Annotated in this window: 17 protein-coding genes and 1 pseudogene; 10 read left to right on the plus strand and 8 right to left on the minus strand. The window is 56.3% G+C overall.

What is annotated here, in order from left to right; genetic code table 11:
- Positions 1 to 590 precede the first annotated feature (590 nt).
- From AC3CHX_RS20645 to moeA, 4 genes are all read left to right on the plus strand, one after another.
- Complete coding sequence (locus AC3CHX_RS20645) at positions 591 to 3,692, plus strand: Rne/Rng family ribonuclease (protein ID WP_488629876.1); 3,102 nt, start codon at positions 591 to 593, stop codon at positions 3,690 to 3,692.
- A gap of 235 nt (positions 3,693 to 3,927) precedes the next feature.
- On the plus strand, positions 3,928 to 5,037 hold the full coding sequence (moaA, locus tag AC3CHX_RS20650; RefSeq protein WP_488629877.1) for a GTP 3',8-cyclase MoaA: 1,110 nt from the start codon (positions 3,928 to 3,930) through the stop codon (positions 5,035 to 5,037).
- A gap of 88 nt (positions 5,038 to 5,125) precedes the next feature.
- Positions 5,126 to 5,728, plus strand: coding sequence for a molybdenum cofactor guanylyltransferase MobA (gene mobA / locus AC3CHX_RS20655; RefSeq protein ID WP_488629878.1), 603 nt, complete (start codon positions 5,126 to 5,128; stop codon positions 5,726 to 5,728).
- A 3-nt stretch (positions 5,729 to 5,731) separates the two neighbouring features.
- Positions 5,732 to 7,060 (plus strand): molybdopterin molybdotransferase MoeA, encoded by a 1,329-nt coding sequence (gene moeA / locus AC3CHX_RS20660; RefSeq protein ID WP_488629879.1) that lies wholly within the window; start codon positions 5,732 to 5,734, stop codon positions 7,058 to 7,060.
- A gap of 58 nt (positions 7,061 to 7,118) precedes the next feature.
- On the opposite strand, the gene AC3CHX_RS20665 is transcribed toward moeA, so the two are convergent.
- Together AC3CHX_RS20665 and AC3CHX_RS20670 are read right to left on the minus strand one after the other, a co-directional pair.
- Positions 7,119 to 8,585, minus strand: coding sequence for a DNA recombination protein RmuC (locus tag AC3CHX_RS20665; RefSeq protein WP_488629880.1), 1,467 nt, complete (start codon positions 8,583 to 8,585; stop codon positions 7,119 to 7,121).
- A gap of 65 nt (positions 8,586 to 8,650) precedes the next feature.
- Positions 8,651 to 9,088, minus strand: coding sequence for a group II truncated hemoglobin (locus AC3CHX_RS20670; protein ID WP_488629881.1), 438 nt, complete (start codon positions 9,086 to 9,088; stop codon positions 8,651 to 8,653).
- Between the two features lie 163 nt (positions 9,089 to 9,251).
- Here AC3CHX_RS20670 and AC3CHX_RS20675 point away from each other — a divergent pair, with 163 nt between their 5' ends.
- Genes AC3CHX_RS20675 through hutG form a run of 5 tightly spaced genes read left to right on the plus strand, consistent with a single transcriptional unit; the run spans position 9,252 to position 13,228 of the window.
- Entirely contained in the window at positions 9,252 to 10,019 is a 768-nt protein-coding gene (locus AC3CHX_RS20675) for an IclR family transcriptional regulator (RefSeq protein ID WP_488644883.1), read from the plus strand.
- Positions 10,020 to 10,054: 35 nt separating this feature from the next.
- Positions 10,055 to 10,804, plus strand: coding sequence for a transporter substrate-binding domain-containing protein (locus AC3CHX_RS20680; protein WP_488629882.1), 750 nt, complete (start codon positions 10,055 to 10,057; stop codon positions 10,802 to 10,804).
- Positions 10,805 to 10,857: 53 nt separating this feature from the next.
- Positions 10,858 to 11,526 (plus strand): amino acid ABC transporter permease, encoded by a 669-nt coding sequence (locus tag AC3CHX_RS20685; protein ID WP_488629883.1) that lies wholly within the window; start codon positions 10,858 to 10,860, stop codon positions 11,524 to 11,526.
- The gene (locus AC3CHX_RS20690) at positions 11,523 to 12,296 is read left to right on the plus strand and encodes an amino acid ABC transporter ATP-binding protein (RefSeq protein ID WP_488629884.1); all 774 of its coding nucleotides are present in this window, start codon (positions 11,523 to 11,525) and stop codon (positions 12,294 to 12,296) included. The genes AC3CHX_RS20685 and AC3CHX_RS20690 overlap by 4 nt, the downstream gene beginning before the upstream one ends.
- Positions 12,296 to 13,228 (plus strand): formimidoylglutamase, encoded by a 933-nt coding sequence (gene hutG / locus AC3CHX_RS20695; RefSeq protein ID WP_488644884.1) that lies wholly within the window; start codon positions 12,296 to 12,298, stop codon positions 13,226 to 13,228. Before AC3CHX_RS20690 ends, hutG begins: the two co-directional genes overlap by 1 nt.
- A gap of 61 nt (positions 13,229 to 13,289) precedes the next feature.
- On the opposite strand, the gene AC3CHX_RS20700 is transcribed toward hutG, so the two are convergent.
- From AC3CHX_RS20700 to AC3CHX_RS20710, 3 genes and pseudogenes are all read right to left on the minus strand, one after another.
- On the minus strand, positions 13,290 to 15,791 hold the full coding sequence (locus AC3CHX_RS20700; RefSeq protein WP_488629885.1) for an ABC transporter permease: 2,502 nt from the start codon (positions 15,789 to 15,791) through the stop codon (positions 13,290 to 13,292).
- Positions 15,788 to 16,372, minus strand: coding sequence for a DUF4126 domain-containing protein (locus AC3CHX_RS20705; protein WP_488629886.1), 585 nt, complete (start codon positions 16,370 to 16,372; stop codon positions 15,788 to 15,790). Before AC3CHX_RS20705 ends, AC3CHX_RS20700 begins: the two co-directional genes overlap by 4 nt.
- 234 nt (positions 16,373 to 16,606) lie before the next feature.
- Positions 16,607 to 16,953, minus strand: a pseudogene (locus AC3CHX_RS20710) (TSUP family transporter); the annotation flags it as partial.
- Between the two features lie 256 nt (positions 16,954 to 17,209).
- Between AC3CHX_RS20710 and AC3CHX_RS20715 the strand changes: the two are divergent.
- Positions 17,210 to 18,355, plus strand: coding sequence for a GGDEF domain-containing protein (locus AC3CHX_RS20715; RefSeq protein WP_488629887.1), 1,146 nt, complete (start codon positions 17,210 to 17,212; stop codon positions 18,353 to 18,355).
- Here AC3CHX_RS20715 and aroC read toward each other — a convergent pair.
- Genes aroC through AC3CHX_RS20730 form a run of 3 tightly spaced genes read right to left on the minus strand, consistent with a single transcriptional unit; the run spans position 18,348 to position 21,121 of the window.
- Positions 18,348 to 19,439, minus strand: a complete 1,092-nt coding sequence (gene aroC, locus AC3CHX_RS20720; protein ID WP_488629888.1) for a chorismate synthase — start codon at positions 19,437 to 19,439, stop codon at positions 18,348 to 18,350. The two genes, AC3CHX_RS20715 and aroC, sit on opposite strands and share 8 nt — an antisense overlap.
- 58 nt (positions 19,440 to 19,497) lie before the next feature.
- Positions 19,498 to 20,055: a GDYXXLXY domain-containing protein gene (locus AC3CHX_RS20725; RefSeq protein ID WP_488629889.1), complete on the minus strand. Its 558-nt coding sequence runs from the start codon at positions 20,053 to 20,055 to the stop codon at positions 19,498 to 19,500.
- Entirely contained in the window at positions 20,048 to 21,121 is a 1,074-nt protein-coding gene (locus AC3CHX_RS20730) for a DUF4401 domain-containing protein (protein ID WP_488629890.1), read from the minus strand. Before AC3CHX_RS20730 ends, AC3CHX_RS20725 begins: the two co-directional genes overlap by 8 nt.
- Between the last annotated feature and the right edge of the window lie 36 nt (positions 21,122 to 21,157).

Genomic DNA, 21,157 nt, shown 5'->3' on the forward strand with positions numbered 1-21,157 from the left:
CACAGCAGTTACAAAACCACTGTTGGTGTAAGAATAAAAAGACCATTCTACACAGGGGCGTCTCCACCAGCCTCGCCAATTTGCAAATTTGATGGAAAATGTGTACGCATCACCCCTGCGCGAGTCAAGGTCGCACCGTAGTTGTCATCGGATAACGCGCACGGATGTTGGACAGTATGTTTGGATGAATAGGATAAAGTCTGGCGAGCCCGACACACGTTTCAGAAAGTTTGAAACGCTGCGTGATGGGCTCGCTGGTTGATGTAGTGAGCGTACTGCCGTTTTTTGCTGAATTAATGTATTTTTTGAACCTGCCAAGCTGCTCACACCCAGGCCTCGTGCTCGCAATGTGTAATTGCGCTAGGCACGACGCCGATATGGTGCGCGCTGGTTATGTTCAGCATGCGGCGACACTGCATACGCGCCCCGTTGTGCCCTCAGCGCCATCGTTGCGCTGACACACCAAGGCAATTCCCTCCTCCCAGGCACTCCTTCCTTGCGTACATCCCTGTATTTTGCCGCTGGCGTCATTGCTTGATTGCAATCCTAAGCGGCATTAAAAATGACCTCAGGGTCACGGAGTGAAAAAAATGAAACGCATGTTGTTTAATGCTACGCAGCAAGAAGAATTGCGCGTAGCAATTGTTGACGGGCAAAAGCTCATCGACATCGATATCGAAACCACCGGACGCGAACAACGCAAGTCCAATATTTACAAAGGTGTGATTACCCGTATCGAGCCGTCGCTGGAAGCCTGCTTCGTCAATTACGGTGAAGAACGCCACGGCTTCTTGCCGTTCAAGGAAGTCGCCCGCACGTATTTTAAAGAAGGCGTAGATGTCCGTAACGTCTCGATTAAAGATGCGCTGCGCGAAGGCCAGGAAATCATGGTTCAGGTCGAAAAGGAAGAGCGCGGCAACAAAGGCGCCGCCCTGACCTCTTTCGTCTCACTGGCCGGTCGCTATCTGGTATTGATGCCTAACAATCCGCGTGGCGGTGGTGTTTCCCGTCGCGTTGAAGGCGAAGATCGCCAGGAACTGCGCGAAACCATGGATAAGCTGGACCTGCCTGCCGGCATGTCAGTTATTGCCCGCACCGCTGGTATTGGCCGCAATGTTGACGAACTGCAATGGGATTTGAATTACCTGATGCAACTCTGGCGCGCTATCGAAGGTGCCGGCACACAAGGCAGCGGCGCCTTCCTGATTTATCAGGAATCGTCACTGGTCATCCGTGCAATTCGCGATTACTTTCAGCCGGATATCGGCGAAATCCTGATCGACACCGACGAAATTCACGAGCAAGCGCAGCAATTCATGGCGCATGTGATGCCGGACATGGTCCACCGGGTCAAGCGTTATCACGATGACGTGCCACTGTTCTCGCGCTTCCAGATCGAACATCAGATCGAAACCGCCTATTCACGCACCGTACCGCTGCCATCCGGCGGCGCGATTGTGATCGATCACACCGAAGCACTGGTATCGGTCGACGTCAACTCAGCCCGCGCAACCCGCGGCAGTGACATCGAAACCACCGCCTTCAACACCAATTGCGAAGCAGCCGAAGAAGTCGCCCGCCAATTGCGCTTGCGCGATCTGGGTGGGCTGATCGTCATTGACTTCATCGACATGGAGAATTCGAAGAACCAGCGTGAAGTCGAAACCCGCCTGAAAGATGCACTGCGCTATGATCGCGCTCGTGTACAAATGGGCAAGATTTCCCGCTTCGGCCTGATGGAGTTATCCCGTCAGCGCCTGCGCCCGTCATTATCGGAAGGCAGCCATGTAACCTGCCCACGCTGTAACGGCACTGGTCATATCCGCGATACCGAATCGTCCGCCTTGCAAGTCCTGCGCATCATCCAGGAAGAAGCGATGAAGGAAAATTCGGCCGCGATTCACGTCCAGGCACCGGTCGATGTCGCTGGTTTCCTGCTCAACGAAAAACGTGGCGAGATCCTGAAGATCGAAACCCGCCACCGCGTTGCCGTGATCCTGATCCCGAACAAGCATCTGGAAACACCGCACTACAAGCTGGAACGCCTGAAGCATGACGATCCGCGCCTGGAAGAAACCCAGGCCAGCTACGCCATGGCGGAACAGGCCGATACCGACATTGGTTACAACAAGCGTCAAAAAGAAGAGGGCAAACCGCGTCAGGAAGCCGTGGTCAAGGGCATTACCCCTGACCAGGCGCCTATCGTCGAGCGCAAGCCAGTTGCCGTCGCACCTGTCGCACCTGTCATTGCAACTGCAGCTGCCGGTGAAGGCTTGATCGCCAGGATCATGGGCTTCTTCTTCAAGAAACCAGCGTCACCGGTTGTCACTGCAACGCCGGTAGCAACCGAAACCAAAGCGCCCCTCGCACGTGAGCGTAGTGAGCGCGGCAATGACCGCAATGGACGTGGCCAGCGCGGCCGCAACCGTAGCGGTCGCGGTCGTGAGCGTGGCGAAGAAGGTGCGCCGGTTGAAGCGCGTGAAGAAAATGCCAGCAGCATTAAAAAGCCCGTAGCAGTGGCTGATGTGGCGGTGGCAGAAGCCAAAGCTCAGCAACGCCAGCCACGTCCACCGCGCGAACCAAGAGAGCCGCGCGAGTCGAACGAAGCACGCACCGATGGACGCCAGCGTAGCGAACGGACACCACGACCACCGCGTGAAGAGCGCAAGGAAGTCGCGACCGAAGCCAAGCTGGAAGAAACTCTGCCGACCACTGTCGTTGTTGATACCACCGGGGTCGCCGTCGCCATTGCTGCAGAGAAAGTCGCCGACGCGGAACCGTTGGATGCAAACACAGCCCGCGCCGAAGGCGAAGCAGGCGAAGGCGAGGAGCCACGTCGTCGTCGTCGTCGCGGCGGCCGCAACCGTAATCGCCGTGATCGCGACGGTACAGAGGGTGGTACCGAAACCGGCGAAAACTTCAGCGAAGCGACTGCCGACAATGCGGAAAACAACGCAGAAAATGTCGAAGTTAGCCAGGAACCTGCAGCAACCATCGCTGCCGTCGCACCAGCGACTGCACCGGTAGCAGTTGCTGCGCTGGTGGCAACCGATACTCCGGTCGTTCATGAAACAGTGAACGAAGCGGTGAGCGAGACGGTGAGCGAAGCAGTTGCCGCAACATCTCCGGTGGCCCCGAGTGCACTCTCAAATGCCATCGCTGCACCACTGGTTCCGCAACATGTTGTCACCGACGCTGAAGCAGCCGACACAGCTGCTGCCGCTGACGTAGCGGCAGCAGTCCAACCGGCACCAGTGGTTGAACCGGCGCCGGTAGCTAGCGTTGCGGTCACACCTGCGGTTGTCGAAGTACCGGCAGTCACCGAAGTCGCACCTGTCAGCGCCCCAGTGGCTGAGGTAACTGAGGTAACTGAGGTACCAGTACCAGTACCAGTACCAGTACCAGTACCAGTACCCGCAGCACCTGTGGCTGAAGCAATCGCTCAACCGGCGGCTGCTACACCAGCGCCAGTAGTTGCAACACCGGCTTCGTCTTCGCTCGATGATCTGCAAAGTGTGCTGGCATCCGCCGGTTTGACACTAACAGCAACCGATCCGGCCAAGCTACGCGTGGCACAGGAAGCAGCGGCAAAGATCGTGGCGGCACCACGCGCCCCACGTGAACGCAAGCCACAGCCAGTGTCGGCGAACGAGCCATTGGTTCAGGTCGAAACGCATCAGCATCGGCAATAGCCTGGCGACACGGATTGGCGGGTGAAGGTGGCAATTTAATTCGCTATCTTCCCCGCCAGCAAGATCCGAGCTGTAGCGAATTAAAAAAGGGAGTTTTTCAACTCCCTTTTTTATCGCCCAGAATTCCCCGGGCCGTGCCAAGTTATCGCCGCCGTGGTATCTTGCTTACAAACTTGCGCAGAACGCAAACACTTAAAAATACCACGACATTTCCAGCATTTTCCAGATAGACAATATGACTAAAAAAGTCATCCCGCTGACTGACCACCGCCTTCTCCCGCCCGCTCTTCCGACCGTACTTGAAACACCAACGGGTCTCATCACGGATGCATTGCGGCGGCCGCTGCATGACTTGCGCATTTCAGTGACGGATCGCTGCAATTTTCGTTGCGTATATTGCATGCCGCGTGAGGTCTTTGATAAGGATTACGTATTCCTGCCGCATACGGCGTTACTGTCATTCGAGGAAATTACACGTCTGGCAAGACTGTTCGTTGCGCACGGCGTGCAGAAAATTCGTTTGACCGGCGGCGAGCCGCTTTTGCGCAAGCACATAGAAAAACTGATTGGCATGCTCAGTGCGTTGAAGACGCCGGACGGACAGGATCTCGATCTGACGCTGACCACCAATGGTTCACTGCTGGCAAAAAAAGCCCAGTCATTGAAAGATGCCGGATTAAAGCGCGTGACCGTCTCGCTCGATGCGATAGACGACACCATCTTTAAACACATGAACGACGCCGACTTCCCGGTGGTGGACGTATTGCACGGATTGGACGTCGCGCATCAGGTCGGGCTCGGTCCGATTAAGATCAACATGGTGGTCAAGCGCGGTGTCAACGATCAGGAAATCCTGCCGATGGCGCGTTACTTCAAGAACTCGCCGTTCATTTTGCGTTTCATCGAATACATGGATGTCGGCGCTTCGAATGGCTGGAAAATGGATGAGGTCGTACCTTCTGCAGAAGTAGTACAACGGATACAAAGTGAATTCCCGATGGCGCCGTTAGCCGCCAACTACACCGGCGAAACCGCGCAGCGCTGGCGTTATCAGGATGGCAGCGGCGAAGTCGGCCTGATTTCCAGCGTCACCCAAGCCTTTTGCAGCGACTGCAGCCGTGCCCGCCTGTCAACCGAGGGAAAGTTGTACACCTGTTTGTTCGCGAGTGCAGGACACGATTTACGCGCACTGCTACGAGGCAACGGCAGCGATGCCGAGATTGCCACTGTCATCGGCCAGCTCTGGCGCGTCAGAAACGACCGCTATTCCGAATTGCGAACGCAAAATACCGACGGCCTGGCGCCGCCACGAAAAAAAGTAGAAATGTCGTATATCGGCGGATGATTTTCTACGCTTTATCGGCGTAGCCTCATTCCTCGCGTCCTTTTCCATCGTTCCCAGCCACCACCTGCAGACTGCACCCCGCCACTCTATGCACATCGATCAAATCACAGGTCTGATCCTCGCCGGTGGTCGCGGCAGTCGCATGGGCGGCGTCGACAAAGGTTTGCAGTTGCTGGGCGATGTCCCCCTGGTAGCGCACGTGATCGCAAGATTAGCGCCACAAGTTGCAGCGCTGATGATCAATGCCAATCGTAACCTGAACGCGTATGCTGAATTTGGGTTGCCGGTCTGGCCCGATGAAAACGACGAGTTTTCCGGACCGCTGGCAGGCATACAGGCAGGGTTGCTCCGCTGTCAGACACCCTATCTGGTGACAGCTCCCTGCGACTCGCCGTTTCTGCCGACCAATTTAGTTTCGGCATTGAGCGCAGCGCGGCAAAACGCCAATGCAGACCTGGCGGTTGCGATCACCGCTGGCGTCGGCCACAACATCAATACCATTCAGGTGCAGCCGGTTTTCATGTTGCTGAAAGCCGAACTGATCGTCGATCTGAATCATTTTTTAGAAGATGGCGGACGCAAGATCGAAACCTGGTATCGGCGCTTGCATTACACCGAAGTACTATTCGCCGATGCGCTGGCATTCCGCAATATCAATACGCCCGATGAACTACGTGAAGCCGACGAATAACCGATGACCAAGCTATCCAATCCCCAAACCGTGCCGCCATCCCCATCATCGCTGACCGAGGCGATCAGTTGCGTCTCCGGCTACGATCCCGAAGCGCTGCCTGTCAGCCAGGCGCAAGCCATCATCCGCCGCTGCATCGCACCGATCAATGCGATGGAGAAGGTGGCCATCCGTAGCGCGCTTGATCGGGTCCTGGCAAGCGACATTATCTCGCCCATCAGCGTCCCTGCGTACGACAATTCGGCAATGGACGGGTATGCATTGGATGGCGATGATTTGCGTGCCGACGGCGACACGGTGCTCGAAGTTATCGGCACGGCGCATGCCGGACGTGCATATCAAGGCAAGGTGGGCGCAGGCCAGGCGATACGCATCATGACTGGCGCGTCGATGCCAGAGGGCCTGGATACCGTGATCCCGCAAGAATTCGTTAGCGCAACCACTGGCAATCCGGCCGTATCGATCACCATTGCTTGCGGTGCAGTCAAAGCCGGCGCCAACCGCCGTCTGGCTGGAGAGGATCTGCAAGCCGGTGCCGCCGCGCTAAAAAAAGGGCGCATTCTGCGCCCTGCCGATCTTGGTTTGCTGGCCTCGTTGGGCATCGCCGAAGTGCCGGTGCAACGGCGCCTGCGCGTGGCTTTTTTCTCGACAGGCGACGAGTTGCGTTCGGTTGGCGAAGTGCTTGATCCCGGCTGCGTCTACGACTCCAATCGCTACACCCTGTACGGCATGCTGACCCGGCTAGGTTGCGACATCATCGACATCGGCGTGGTCGCTGACGATCCACAGGCACTGGAAAGCGCATTTCGGAATGCCGCCGAAAACGCTGACGCGATCATCACTTCCGGCGGCGTCTCGGTCGGCGACGCTGACCATACCCGGCGGATGATGGCCCAGTTAGGCGAAGTCGCGTTCTGGAAAATCGGCATGCGCCCCGGTCGACCACTGGCATTTGGCGCCATCAACAGCGCTGGCAAACCGGCCGTTTTTTTTGGCCTTCCCGGCAATCCGGTGGCAGTCATGGTGTCGTTTTATTTTTTTGCGCGCGATGCGCTGCTGCACCTGATGGGTGCACAACCGGCGCCGCTCCCTCTCATGCAGGTGTCGTCAGCATCGGCGATCCGCAAAAGACCCGGCCGTACCGAATACCAGCGCGGGATACTTACGCGCCAGATTAGTGGTGAATGGTCGGTGCGACCGACCGGCGCCCAAGGCTCCGGCATCCTGCGCTCAATGGCCGAAGCCAATTGCATGATCGTGCTGGCGCATGATCAAAGCGACGTCGCAGTGGGCGATCAGGTCGAGGTGATTTTGTTTGATGGTCTGACTTGAGCATCTGCCTATGCCGCCCTGCAGTGGCGGCATAGCGACGCGTCAAAGACGAAGCAGATCAACTTTCTTCGTCTTGCAATTGTTCCGGTTCTTTGCCCAGCAACATTTGTGCCGCTTCGCTAGGCAGTGCCTCCACCGACTTCAATTTACGCGCCATCTGCCGACTGCGCACTTCCGCCTGATCGATATTTTTGGCGGCGCGCTCAAGGGTCAATTTGGTTGCGGCCAACACATCGCCAAACTTGCCGAATTCGGTTTTAACCGCGCCCAGCACTTGCCAGACTTCCGACGAACGCTTCTCCAGCGCCAATGTCCTGAAACCCATCTGCAAGCTATTCAGCAATGCCGATAAGGTCGACGGACCAGCGATGCTGATCCGATGGGTCCGCTGCAGATCGTCCGCCAAACCGGGACGCCGCATCACTTCCGCATACAAACCTTCGGTCGGTAAAAACAAAATCGCAAAATCCGTGGTGAGCGGCGGCGACAGATATTTTTCAGCGATGGTTTTGGCTTCACCGCGTACCGCACGCTCCAACTCACGGCCAGCCAGCGCCACACCCTCAGCATCCGCACGATCCGCCGCATCGGATAGCCGTTCGTACTGTTCCTTCGGAAACTTGGCATCGATCGGCATCCATACCGGGGTGTTGCCGGCATCGTTGCCGGGCAACTTGATCGCAAACTCAACCCGCTCGCCGCTGCCGGGAACGGTCTCGACATTCTTCGCATATTGTTCTGGCGTCAGGACCTGCTCCAGCAACATTTCGAGTTGTACCTCGCCCCAGGTACCGCGGGTTTTAACATTGGTCAGCACCCGTTTCAGATCACCGACGCCGATCGCCAACTGCTGCATCTCGCCCAAACCTTGATGTACCTTTTCCAGCCGCTCAGAGACGATCTGGAACGATTCGCCCAGACGCTTCTCCAGCGTTGCGTGCAGTTTTTCATCCACGGTCTTGCGCATTTCTTCGAGCCGCAAGCCGTTATCGTTTTGCAGATCCTTGATCCTGGCCTCGAGCGTGGTGCGAATTTCCGTCATCCGCTGCGCATTCGATTCAGTCAGCGTCGCCAGAGTCTGATTCAACGTAGCGCCAAAACGCTGCAGTGACTGGGCCTGTTCTTCGCGACTGGTCTGCGCCTGCTGATTCATCGCCAGCCGCATGCTGTCGAGCTGCTGGGCGTTGGTTTCATTGAGCTTCACCAGTTGTTGCGCGAAGGTGTCGATTTGGTTATTTTGCAGCGTAGCGACGCTGGTCATTTGCGCTGCCAGCGTCTGTTGCAGTTGTCCGAAATTCGCCCCGAGTTCCTGACGCGTACTCTGCGCACTGCTTTGCACCTGATTGCGCAGTTCGCGCTCATTGCGCTCACCGATATCCTGCTGGTGACGCAACAAGTCATTTCTCAACTGCGTCAGTTGCGCATCATCGTTGGCGCCACGGCCACTGCGCCAGATCGCAATCACCTGCAGCACAATGATGATGGCCGCAATAAAAAACAAAAGAATAATTTCAGTTAGCGTCATGGTGTCAGTTCAAAAAAAAGGGCTGCATCGGCAACCCATAGAGAAATGTGTGTTGCGACCGCAGGCTACACATGCGTGTCGGCTTTATTCCGCATCCAGTCGGCAGTATCGAAGAACGATGCCAGCAAGCGCTGCTGCAACACCTCATCAAGCCCGACATCCTGCATCGCCAGCGCCATGCAACGCAGCCACTGATCACGCTCAGGCGTCGCAATCGCATACGGCAAGTGACGTGCCCGCAAACGCGGATGACCAAAGCGCTCGACAAACAAATCCGGTCCGCCGCTCCAGCCAGACAAGAACCAATAAAACTTGTCACGCGAACCATCCAGCGAAGTCGGATGCAGCACCCGGATACCCGCAAATTCAGGCTCCAGATCCATCAAATCGTAAAACCGGTCAACCAGTTCACGCAACCGCTCGCCGCCGCCGATCAGTGCATAGATGGAAGCCGGCGGCGCCTGTTCAAGCGCGTCAGAGAGGGAATTTTTATCAATAGTCATGGAACGGAATGATAACGCAAGGGACGTTGAAGTTGCTTTTGAAGTTGAAAACGCGAACCAGGTTTTCTGCGCTTATTCTGAGTGCATCAATTCACAAATGAATTATTCCCGCAATTCGGGAATATTATTTGTAATTGTGAGAATTATGTTCGATTATAAGTACATGAATAAAATCGTTTCATCAGATCGCGAGAACGCGCATTCGGCTGCTCCTACTAGCGAGCGGCCATTGATGCTGCTCTCCGTCATCGCCAGGCACGGTAAGCCGGTCACCGTAAAGCAGCTTAAGGAGGCGACGAAATTACCCCAAAGCACACTGTACCGCCATTTGCTTCCTCTCAAGAAATGGGGCCTGGTACAAGAACAAGACAATCTGTACGCCCCTGGCCCGCTCAGCGTGCAACTTGCCTGGGGCTTTGATCACACCTCTTATCTCGTCACCAATGCACGCACGGAAATGGAGCAATTGATGACCAAGTGTGGGGAGAGCGTCGGGCTCATGGTGGCCGTCAACAATCAAGTGATGTGTCTTGACATGGTGGAAAGCCAGCAATCGTTGCGCTGTTCATTTTCGAAGGGACGTTCCCATCCACTCCTGCGTGGCGCTTCCGCTAAAGCCTTGCTGGCGCATTTGCCTGGATTGATGGCCGATGAGGTGATTGCAGGGCAATTGTCCGGACAGCCCAAAGAAGAGCAGCGCCTGCGTGAGGAATTGTCGAAGATACGCACTCAGGGATATGCGGTGAGCGAGGGCGAGGTCGATATGGGCGTGTGGGGTATTAGCGCGCCCATTTTCAGCAAATCGGATCACATGGTGGGCGCCATTACCTTGATGTCGCCGGCAATCAGAGCCGAAGGCAGGCAACAAGAATTGATTGCGTTGACGGTCAAGGCTGCACTCGCCATCAGTGAACGCTTAAAGTTGTATTGATTCAACAAAATAAATATTTCTACCAGGAGACAAAAATGAACCATCGCCGTTTTTTCGTTGCACTGTTGGTCGCAGCCAGTTTGATCGTGCCGACGTTGGCCAACGCCCAGTCTGCGGGAGTCATTCGGGTCGTCACCGATTCGACTTTCCCTCCCTTCGAGTTTTCTAAAGAGGGGAAAAGAACCGGATTCGATATCGAATTGATGGAGACGCTGGCCAAATCCATGGGCAAGAAAGTCGAATGGACCGACATTGACTTCAAAGGCCTGATTCCGGGATTGATTTCGAAACGGTTCGACGTCGCCGCCTCGGCCATCTACATCACCGAAGACCGGCGCAAGGTGGTGGATTTCACTGATCCTTATTATCCGGGCGGCTTGGTCATGGTGGTCAAGAGCGACAACAGCAGCATCCACAAGCCCGCCGACCTGAACGGCAAGAAAGTCGCAGTTCAGGTCGGCACCAAATCAGTGAACTACCTCAAGGAGTATTTCCCGCAAATCGAGCGTGTGGAAGTCGAAAAAAACCAGGAAATGTTTAATCTGGTTGAAATCGGACGCGCCGACGCCGCGGTAACCGGGAAACCGGCGGCCTTGGAATATGTGAAGGTCCGGCCCGGCGTGAAAGTGATCGACAAGCCGGTCAGCGTCGAATTGTATGGTTTCGCGGTACGCAAGGATTTGCCCGAGCTGACCCGGGCCTTGAATGCGGCGCTGAAAAAATCCAAACTGGACGGCAGCTACGACAAACTGGTCAAAAAATGGCTTGATGCGTCTGCGAAATAATCGCAGCCAACCACCACAATATCGCTATCGATTTTGAACGAGGAGAAACGCAATTGAGCCTTGATTTTTTACCGGTCATCGCCGGCTGGAGTGATTTGGCGCGTGGCGCATTGGTCACGGTGGAGATTACATCGGCGTCGCTGCTGATGGGTTGCGTGCTCGGGTTGCTGGTCGGGATGGGCCGGCTTGATCCAAGCAAACGGCTACGCTACGGACTATGTACGACTTATGTCACTTTTATTCGCGGCACCCCGCTGTTGGTGCAGTTGTTCCTGCTGTTCTTTGGCCTGCCCGAGCTCAACATCCTGCTGCCAGCCTTTGTATGTGGCATTCTCGGGTTGGGAATTTACTCCGGCGCCTACGTCTCGGAAATTGTCCGGGGTGCGATTCAATCGATTGAGAGGGGGCAAATGGAAGCCGCGCGTTCGCTTGGCATGTCGTCCGGAACGGCCATGCGGACCATCATCCTGCCACAAGCGATCGTGCGCATGATTCCGCCTTTGGGCAATGAATTCATCGCATTGATCAAGAACTCTGCACTGGTCTCGTTACTGACCATCGCTGACCTGATGCACGAAGGCCAGAAAATCATCAGCGTTTCGTATCGTTCGCTGGAAGTGTATTTGGCCATCGCCCTGGCGTACCTGGTGTTAACCAGCATCACCAGCATGGCGTTGCAAAGAATTGAACGTCACTTGCGGGCAGGAGGAGCAGTGCAATGAAACAATCCATCATTAAACTCAGCGGGCTGGGCAAATCGTTTTCGGGTAACCGCATCTTGCACGGCATCGACCTCGAAGTGCATCCATCCCAGGTGATCGTCATCATCGGACCCAGCGGCTCGGGGAAAAGCACGTTATTGCGTTGCTGTAACGGCTTGGAAGTGGCCGAAGAAGGGAATATCGAAATCTGCGACAAAAAGCTGCTGACCGATGGACGCATGCTTCCCGACCATGAGTTGAACCATCTCAGGGAACAAGTCGGCATGGTGTTTCAATCGTTCAATCTGTTCCCGCATTTGTCGGTATTGGGGAATGTTGCAGTCGGGCCGCGCAAGATCCAGGGTATGGATAAGCATAGCGCGGAAGCGCTGGCACACGCACTGCTGACCAAAGTCGGACTGGCGCACAAGGCGGACGCGATGCCTGCGAACCTGTCCGGCGGACAAAAGCAGCGGGTCGCGATCGCCCGTGCGCTAGCGATGAAGCCGCAAGTCATGCTGTTCGATGAGCCCACTTCAGCGCTGGACCCGGAACTGGTCGGCGAAGTGCTGCAAGTGATGAAGGCGCTTGCCAACGAAGGCATGACAATGCTGGTCGTCACGCATGAAATGGGATTCGCGCGCGAAGTTGCGGATGTCGTCGTGGTGATGGATCACGGCCGCATCGTTGAATCGGGGCCGCCTGAGCAAATCTTCGTCAACCCCCGCGAAGACCGTACCCGCAGCTTCTTGCAGGCGGTGCTGTCGCGCAATCAGCAAAGCAACGCATGATGGATCGCTCCATGTGGGCCGGCCGGCAAGATACTGACCGTGCAGGCGACACCCGTCGCCTGCATCAGGTCGTGTTGCCATTCGATGCTGCATCCAGAGGCGGCGCCGCGTTGATCGGGTTTGCTTGCGACGAAGGAGTGCGCCGCAATCATGGACGCGTCGGTGCAGCACAAGGGCCGGATGCGATCCGGCGCATGCTGGCCGGTCTTCCGGCGCACTCGATTGAACGCTTGTTCGACGCCGGCAACATCACTTGCACCGATGGCGAACTGGAGCAAGCGCAACTCCGTCTGGCCGACCGGGTGCAGCAAGCCCTTGCACAACAAGCGTTCCCAATGGTATTGGGTGGCGGCCATGAAGTGGCTTACGGCACCTTCCTTGGCATCGCGCGCCATCTGGATCAGCGCTTGCGTACAGGTCGATTGCTGATCATCAATTTTGATGCGCATTTTGATTTGCGAGAAGCCGATCAAGCGAGCTCGGGCACGCCGTTTACACAGATTGCGGAATGGTGTCATCAGGCCGGTGTTGAGTTTCATTATCTCTGCTATGGAATCAGCCGACTGGGTAACACGCCCGCACTCTTTGCCCGGGCTCAAGAACTGGGCGTGCGCTTCAAGTTGGATAGCGAAATCGCTGTTGGCGACCTCGCCGATATCGAGCATGCGCTGCAGGAGCAACTCGCCGCTGCGACCTATGTGTACCTGACAGTCGATTTAGATGTGTTGCCTGCGGAGAAGGCGCCGGGTGTTTCCGCACCTGCCGCCTATGGCATGCCGCTTGAAAAGGTGGAATACCTGATCCGGGTCGCCAAGGATTCCGGCAAGCTTATCGCCGCCGACATTGCAGAATGCAATCCAACCTATGATCGCGATGGACTCACGGCAAAGGTGGCAGCGCGCCTGGCGCATGTGTTACTTGAATGCAATTGAACTTCAGACTTTGTCTCAAGCATGCTTACACTCGATCAACAATCACCGCCAACCGAATGGCTCACGCCTCCCGCAACGTCTGCAAAGGCGGCTGCGACAATACACTGCGCAGCCCTATCCATCCGCCGATAAACGTACAAGCCGCTCCTGCGCCCATCCCCGCAAGCCATATCACCGGACTAAACGTCCAGGTAAAACTAAACACGTAATGCGCCAACGCCCAGCCTGTCGCCGCGGCCCCACTCGCCGCCAGGAACCCCGCCAAACTACCAATCAACGCAAACTCAATCCACTGCGCATGTGACAACTGCTTACGGGTAGCACCCAGCGCCCGCAGCAAACCGGCCTCGCGCGTCCGCTCTCCTTGTGAGCTTAGCAACGCCGCATACAACACCAGTCCGCCCGCAGCCAGCGTAAACAAGAATAGAAATTCAACCGCTGCCACCACCTGGTCAACCACGTCCTGCAATTGCTTGATGATGCTGCCGATATCCACAATGGTCAGATTCGGAAAGTCGCGCGTCAGCTGATTAGCGAGGTTGCTGTGGGCAGGCGGCAAACGGAACGCCGTAATCCAGGTCTGCGGCATATCCAGCATCGCTTTCGGATTCAGAATGACGAAGAAATTCACCTGCATCGAGCCCCACTCCAGCTTACGCAAGCTGGTAATTGGCGCACTCACCGCCCGGCCGGCAATATCGAACGTCAATTTGTCACCTAGCTTCAGCTTCAGCGTTTTCGCCAGTCCCTCTTCAACCGAAGCTTCCGGCTGATCATCCTTGTACCAGGCGCCTGCGATGATGTTATTTTTTGGCGGCACATCGATCATCGTCGACAAATTGAATTCGCGGTCCACCAACCGCCGGGCCCGATCTTCCTGATACGTCTCCGGCGTGATCGCCTTGCCGTTAATTGCCGTCAGACGACCACGAATCATTGGATACAAATTCGGTTGCGGCACACCGCCGGCAATCAGCCGCTGGTGAATGTCAGCACGCTGGTCGGGCTGGATATTAATCACAAAGCGATCCGGTGCATCGGCAGGTGTCGTCTGACGCCAGGCACTGACGAGGTCACCGCGTATCACTGTGAGCAAGAGCAAGGCCATCAAGCCAAGTGCCAATGCCACTATTTGCACGATCGTCGCCCCTGGACGGCGTTGTAGACCGGTCAAGGCAAAACGCCAGCTAGGATGTTTCAGGACGCTGCGCAAAAAGCGCAACGACTTCAATGCCAGCCAGGAAATGCAAGCGAATACCGCGAAACCGCCGAGAAACCCGAGCGCGGTCAGCAAACCCAGCTTGACGTTGCCGGCCTGCCATAACAGCAAGCCGATAAAGGTTAGCGTGCCCAAGCCATACGTTGCCAGTACCGTCACTTGCGGCGCATCCTGTTCGCGTCGAATCACGCGGTTGTGCGGCACATTGCGTAGCTGCAGAATGGGCGGCAAGGCAAAACCGAGCAACAGCAGCAATCCGGTGGCGACACCTTGCAACGCAGGGATAAAACTTGCCGACGGCAAATCACGCGAGACAAACTTCCCCAGCCATTCGAGCAACACAAAATGCGCGCCGAAACCGACCAGTGCACCGAGTACGCTACCAATCAGGCCGATGAATAAAAATTCGTACAGATACAGCCGCGTCGCCTGATTCTGCGTCAATCCCAGACAGCGCAACATCGCGCAGGCATCCAGGTGGCGCAACATGAAACGGCGTGCAGCCATCGCCACGGCAACCGCCGCCAACATGGCCGACAGCAAGCCAACCAACGCCAGGAACTGCTCAGCCCGATCCAGCGTCGCCCGCATTTCCGGACGCGCATTCTCCAGCGACTCAATCCGCACACCTTTGAGGTTATCGCGCGCGATCTCTGCCTCTACCCAATCCTGGAATGCCTGCACTTGCGGCGCGGCACCCGCCAGCAACAAGTGATAAGTGACGCGCGAACCGTCTTGCACCAGATGGGTGGATTCAAGATCGGCCAGCGACAGCATCACTCGCGGCGAAAAATTGACGAAGCCGCTGCCGCGATCCGGCTCGACCGACAGAATGTGCGCGATGGTAAAGCTGCGATCACCCAGTTTGAGCGGCGCGCCGACCTGTAGATTTAACGCTGTCAGGATATTCGCATCAACCCAGACCGTGCCCGCAGCGGGAACCGCACGCGTGACGATCTCGCGACCGCCCGGCTTGTTGGTGACACGCAGATTGCCACGCAAAGGATAAGCACTGGATACTGCTTTCAGCGACGCCAGTTGGGATCTTGCATCATCCCCCGCGCCGGCCAGTGCCATGCTCGGGAATACCACCGTGTCGGCAATTGTCAGGCCACGCCGTTGCGCCTCACTGCGCCAGCCGGGCTTAACCGGCTGGTCGGCACCAATCAACAAATCTGCACCCAGTAATTGATGCGCGTCACGCGCCAATCCCGCCCGCATCCGGTCCACGAAAAAACCGACCGACGATAATGCCGCCACCGCCACGATCAACGCCACCAGCAAGAACCGTAATTCACCCGCACGCCAGTCGCGTTGGGTCATGCGCAGGGACTGCAGAATCATGTACTAAGCCTATGAAAAACCCAGCGCAGACCACGCCACAACTTGGGCAATAACCAGATTGCAAAAATAGAGAATAACAGCAGAAATCCGAACAGCGCCCAAGGGTGGAAAAACGCTGCCCATAGAACACCGAGCACGGTCGCATCCTCAGCAAATGAGGCGGTCCAGTTGCTCAATGGTTCGGGCGAAGTATTGATCATCGCACGACTGCCCGCCTTGGTGGCGTGCGCGCCAGCGGCAAAAGTGCCGCCGAGCAACACCGCCGCAGTAGTCCAGGCCGGATCCATATGTCCCATGGCAGCAGCACCGAGCACCGCACCGGCCGGAATCCGGATGAATGTCTGGATCGCATCCCAGATTGAATCCAGCCCGGGAATTTTATCGGCCAGAAATTCAACCAGCGTGAGTAAGCCGGTGACCCCAAGCACCCAGGGCGACTGCAACACGTCAAGTGCGTGCGGTAGCGTAATCCACCCCAGGCGCCCGAACAAACCCGCTACGAACAACGCCATGTATAAGCGAATACCGCTGGCCCATGACAAACCAGCCGCCATCGCCGCAGTCGAAAGTGTATCCACCATGTCGCCTCCTCATCGCAATCGGTCCTTCCAAGAACCGGTCGCTCTAGCTGCCTATAATGCTTCAACTACCTGAATAAGAAACTTGACTCAAGTACACGATATTCCAACATTCGCAGGTCGGCAAGCATTGCTTGGAGAGTGTGACAATGGCGCCCGCACCAGCGTCATCCGCGCAACATCAACCATCCAGACAGCACGATCAGCGCGATGCTGAAGCACAGCCTCAGGCGACGCTCGGGCAGCGGTTTGCGTCATGCCGAAAAATGCCACCAGCGCGGGCGGTGCGACGACCCCGCCACCAACGCCAAAAAAACCGGAGACCGCACCGCCGAAGCGCCAAGCACTCCAGCCGCGCGCAAATCCAATCGATTGTGCTGGCGATAGCGCCAGAAACCGATCAGGACATTCGGCGCCACCATCACCAATGCAGTGCCTTGCGACAACTGCTGATCCATACCATACAACATGCCCAGCACCGGGATGGCAATGAGGCCGCCGCCGATACCAAACAGACCGCCAACTGCGCCCAAAACACCGCCAAGCAGCAGATTGCCGCAAAAAAGTAACAACACATCAAGCATATTAAAGAACCGGTTAGTAGAAAAATGACAGCAATTTAGTGAGGTGAAGCAACCTTTCTAAAACAAACGCGTTCCCGACCACAAATAATTTCCAAAAGCTACCAGGAATGCCTAGAATAATCTGACGGCACTGACCTTAAGAGCGACGGCCGGATACAGGGATAACAACAAGATGCGTAGCTTTTCCACATCGATAAGCGCTCCCATTTTTACGTCCGAGATGGAAACGGCGTATCAGCGTTCGCGATGTGAAACCATGAAACACATCCTTCTGCCGGGCATCCTCCCGTATTGCGTTCCGCTACTGCTGTTTTTCTTTTGGGACCGCACACTGGATCCCGATGCCGGCCTGATTACCTTGTATCTCCGCATCGCGGCCGTCATCATTATGCTGGCAAGCGCCTTCCTTGCAAGGCTCAGTCGTGACCACACGCAATTGCAATGGCTGATCGGCATCATGATCGGTGCCGGCACGCTATCGATCGCGGCCAGCCTGCTGTTGGTGAAACAAGGCTATGTATATGGCTACTGCGGATTACTGATGTTCATGACGCTCAGCGCGTATTTCGCACTCGACAGAAGGCACGCACTCGCGATCTACGCTCCTCTTGCCAGCATCGTCATGGCAATCATGAGCGTTGCGGGCCTGCATGGTTTACTGCTGTGGAGTAATTCGGTGTTCCTGCTGATGGCGCTGGTCGCATCGGTCATGAGCGCCCATTTTCTGGACAAAACCGCCCGCCAGCGCTATCAGATCGGCCACTATCTGGAGAATATTGCACAGCACGATCCTCTTACCAAACTGTCCAATCGACGCGCCGTCTATGAAAGAAGTAACGCCCTGATCAGTGAGAGTCTGATTGTACGGAAGCCGTTGGCCGTCCTGATGGTCGACATCGATCACTTCAAAACCATCAACGATACCTACGGTCATGAAGTCGGCGACGATGTGTTGATGGACATTGCGGCCTCGATTTCCACGGCGTCGCGTGAAACCGATGTGGTAGCGCGCTGGGGCGGTGAGGAATTTTTGGTGATATTGCCAAATACCAGCCTGATAGATGCGAAGTTATTTTCCGAGAGACTGTGCTTACAGCTAAGTCGGCATCCGGTTGAAGCCAAATGCGGCGGCAATATCGCGATTACCGTGAGTATCGGCGTCAGCGGTCGTGACGGTCTCGATAATACCGAGGCCCAACCGCTGGCAACAATGATCAGCGAAGCGGACAAAGCGCTTTATTTTTGCAAACGCAATGGCCGCGATCAGGTTGCAGCCTACCCCGACCTCGGAACAGAACAGCTGGTCCGCCCTGCCGAGCATCACGATCCGGCACCATTCATGACCATTCCGGACCAGGCAGAGCTTGGCCAGACCAGCCTGCTGGCGAAAATAATTAGTTAGGCGTGACCAGTCGCGGCACTGTCACATCCCCACATTGGGCACGATGACGTAGCGCATGATCCATCAGCACCAGCGCCAGCATTGCCTCGGCAATCGGTGTCGCGCGAATGCCGACACAGGGATCGTGACGGCCAAAAGTTTCTACGATGGTTGGCGTGCCTTGCTTGTCGATAGACTGACGCGGGGTACGAATGCTGGACGTCGGCTTGATGGCGATCGTCACGGTAATGTCCTGACCGGTTGAAATCCCGCCCAGAATGCCGCCGGCATTATTCGTCAAAAATCCTTGCGGTGTGATTTCATCGCCATGCACCGACCCTTTTTGCAGCACCGATTCAAAACCGGCGCCGATCTCCACTGCCTTGACTGCATTGATCCCCATCATCGCGTAGGCAATATCGGCATCGAGCCGGTCATACAAGGGCTCACCCAAACCGACCGGCACATTGGATGCGACGACGTTGATCCGTGCGCCACACGAATCGCCATCCTTGCGCAAGGCGTCCATGTAGTCTTCCAGATCAGCGATCTGGCTGGCATTCGCTGCAAAGAACGGATTTTCGCGGACATGCTCCCAGGATTCGAAGGCAATCGGAATTTCGCCCAACTGACTCATGCAACCCTTGAAAGTAGTGCCGTATTGTTGCTGCAACCATTTCTTGGCAATCGCCGCCGCCGCCACTGTCGGCGCCGTCAGACGGGCTGACGAACGACCGCCGCCGCGCGGATCGCGGATGCCGTATTTTTGCCAATACGTGTAGTCGGCATGACCGGGGCGGAAGGTCTCGACGATGTTGCCGTAATCCTTGCTGCGCTGATCCTGATTGCGAATCAGCAACATGATCGGCGTACCGGTGGTTTTTCCTTCGTAGACGCCAGACAGAATCTCGACGGTGTCCGGCTCTTGCCGCTGCGTTACGTGACGCGAGGTGCCGGGCTTGCGCCTATCCAGATCCGGCTGGATGTCAGCTTCCGACAACTCCAGGCCCGGAGGGCAGCCATCCACTACGCAGCCGATCGCCGGGCCGTGGGATTCGCCAAAATTGGTAACGGTAAACAGGGAACCGAAGGTATTGCCGGGCATGGTGATCCTGATAAAAAGGCATAAAAGGATAATTTTACCAGTGCCGGCGGCGCTACAGTTACTTGGGTGGCTGTTCTGTTGACTCTTTAACCATCTTCGCTGGCATTTGCAGCGCTGGCCGAATAAGGTTCAGGTGATCGTCCTGCAAGCCGACCAATAACGCCTGGCCATCCGGCGCCACGCGGAATAGCCCGTAACGGGCAGCCTCGAAAGCCGCGCCCTGACCTTCCTGGAAAAAATAGGCATCCGAAACCACTCGTACCCGGCCATTGCGCAAACGATATTCGATCAGTACTTCACCAGCCGCCAGCGGCTTGCCATCATCGAGCCGGATAAATTTCGCAGGTAATGCGGCCGACACCACGACCTTGCCCGACTCCGGCAACGTCGGGGTGGCCGCCTGAATATCCCGCGCCAATTGCCAGTCCAGCGCCATGTAATCGCCCTGCATCAAAGAGCGCGGATCGACCGGCGCCAGGGCCAGCGACACACTCCGGCCATATTTGAGTACCTGCTCCTTGTGCCAGATGGCCTGGTTGATCGCAGCCAGGATCAACATCAACCCAATCAATATCAACCCGCCCCGATTGTGTTTCACGGTACTTCGATCAATCATTTTTCATCTCCCGGGACCAGCGCCGCAAGGCGAAATACGCGAGCAGCAGCAACCCGCCGATCACCATCAAACTGATGGCCTTGGTCAACAAGCTCAGTTGCAGAGCGAAATAAAACCACGCCAGATAGCACAGCGACGCCGCAATGCCGAACGCGGTCAACAGTAGTCGGCCCCGTGCAAATCCGAGCAGCATCAGCATCGCCCCCAGGACCAGACCGATGGTCCAGGCTCCCAGGATAGCCAACGCCAGTCCACACAACAGCGCCGCACTCCGCAGCGCTGGCGACAGTTTATGCGTCAACTGTGCGACCAGCGCCAAAAATATCAACCCGACCACAATCGGATCGAGCAGGTATAACCATCGATACAGGCCATCGCCCAGACCATCATAGCGATGACCATTACCGACCTGTATCAGCAACGAATATGGTAGCCATACCCCCAGACACACCAGCGCCAGCGTCAGTCCAACTGCAATCGGGACAAATGCCTGCCGCAATCGCCGTTGCCAGTGAGATTCATCCAGCCAGAGTAGTGCAACCAGTCCGGCGCAAATCGCCAGCACCGGACTTGGCCCGAACAACATCAGGCAACCGACGTGGAATGCCAGCAGCGAAAAAAATGTACTCAGCAGTCTATGCAAAAAATTCGGCATCAGCGCCACCAAAAACATTTGGAATAGCGCAATACAAAACAACGGCCAGGCGACATTCACGCCATAGGTCGCGAACAGCCAGAAACCCGACATCCCTTGACCCGCCAGACTGAGCGCCAGCGCAAACTGCTGTCCAAGATCGTTACGGCCTATCCGATAATAAATAACGCAGGCCAGCCCAACCAGGATCAGCCCCGTGACTAGCAAAACGCTGTCGCCGTGGCGCAACTGACCGATTAAGAAAAAGCCGAAAAACAGCAGCAGGAACAAGCCGCCCAACCAGCCGCAAATGCCCAGCATCAAGCGCACATACCATGGAGCCGGCGCCTGTCCCGACAACAATGCCGGAACCTGGTCCGCCTCGACCCAACCTTCAGCACGCAACTGCTGCCAGATCCGAGACGGTCCCATGGCGGGCTTTCCAACATTTATGTCAGTATTCATTGC

The organism is Glaciimonas sp. OK215 (assembly GCF_057787885.1).

What these genes read in the sequence shown, in the direction of transcription:
- AC3CHX_RS20645 (WP_488629876.1), top strand. Translation starts at nt 591, where the DNA reads ATGAAACGCATGTTGTTTAATGCTACGCAGCAAGAAGAATTGCGCGTA.
- moaA (WP_488629877.1), top strand. Translation starts at nt 3,928, where the DNA reads ATGACTAAAAAAGTCATCCCGCTGACTGACCACCGCCTTCTCCCGCCC.
- mobA (WP_488629878.1), top strand. Translation starts at nt 5,126, where the DNA reads ATGCACATCGATCAAATCACAGGTCTGATCCTCGCCGGTGGTCGCGGC.
- moeA (WP_488629879.1), top strand. Translation starts at nt 5,732, where the DNA reads ATGACCAAGCTATCCAATCCCCAAACCGTGCCGCCATCCCCATCATCG.
- AC3CHX_RS20665 (WP_488629880.1), bottom strand. Translation starts at nt 8,585, where the DNA reads ATGACGCTAACTGAAATTATTCTTTTGTTTTTTATTGCGGCCATCATC.
- AC3CHX_RS20670 (WP_488629881.1), bottom strand. Translation starts at nt 9,088, where the DNA reads ATGACTATTGATAAAAATTCCCTCTCTGACGCGCTTGAACAGGCGCCG.
- AC3CHX_RS20675 (WP_488644883.1), top strand. Translation starts at nt 9,252, where the DNA reads ATGAATAAAATCGTTTCATCAGATCGCGAGAACGCGCATTCGGCTGCT.
- AC3CHX_RS20680 (WP_488629882.1), top strand. Translation starts at nt 10,055, where the DNA reads ATGAACCATCGCCGTTTTTTCGTTGCACTGTTGGTCGCAGCCAGTTTG.
- AC3CHX_RS20690 (WP_488629884.1), top strand. Translation starts at nt 11,523, where the DNA reads ATGAAACAATCCATCATTAAACTCAGCGGGCTGGGCAAATCGTTTTCG.
- hutG (WP_488644884.1), top strand. Translation starts at nt 12,296, where the DNA reads ATGGATCGCTCCATGTGGGCCGGCCGGCAAGATACTGACCGTGCAGGC.
- AC3CHX_RS20700 (WP_488629885.1), bottom strand. Translation starts at nt 15,791, where the DNA reads ATGATTCTGCAGTCCCTGCGCATGACCCAACGCGACTGGCGTGCGGGT.
- AC3CHX_RS20705 (WP_488629886.1), bottom strand. Translation starts at nt 16,372, where the DNA reads ATGGTGGATACACTTTCGACTGCGGCGATGGCGGCTGGTTTGTCATGG.
- AC3CHX_RS20715 (WP_488629887.1), top strand. Translation starts at nt 17,210, where the DNA reads ATGAAACACATCCTTCTGCCGGGCATCCTCCCGTATTGCGTTCCGCTA.
- aroC (WP_488629888.1), bottom strand. Translation starts at nt 19,439, where the DNA reads ATGCCCGGCAATACCTTCGGTTCCCTGTTTACCGTTACCAATTTTGGC.
- AC3CHX_RS20725 (WP_488629889.1), bottom strand. Translation starts at nt 20,055, where the DNA reads ATGATTGATCGAAGTACCGTGAAACACAATCGGGGCGGGTTGATATTG.
- AC3CHX_RS20730 (WP_488629890.1), bottom strand. Translation starts at nt 21,121, where the DNA reads ATGGGACCGTCTCGGATCTGGCAGCAGTTGCGTGCTGAAGGTTGGGTC.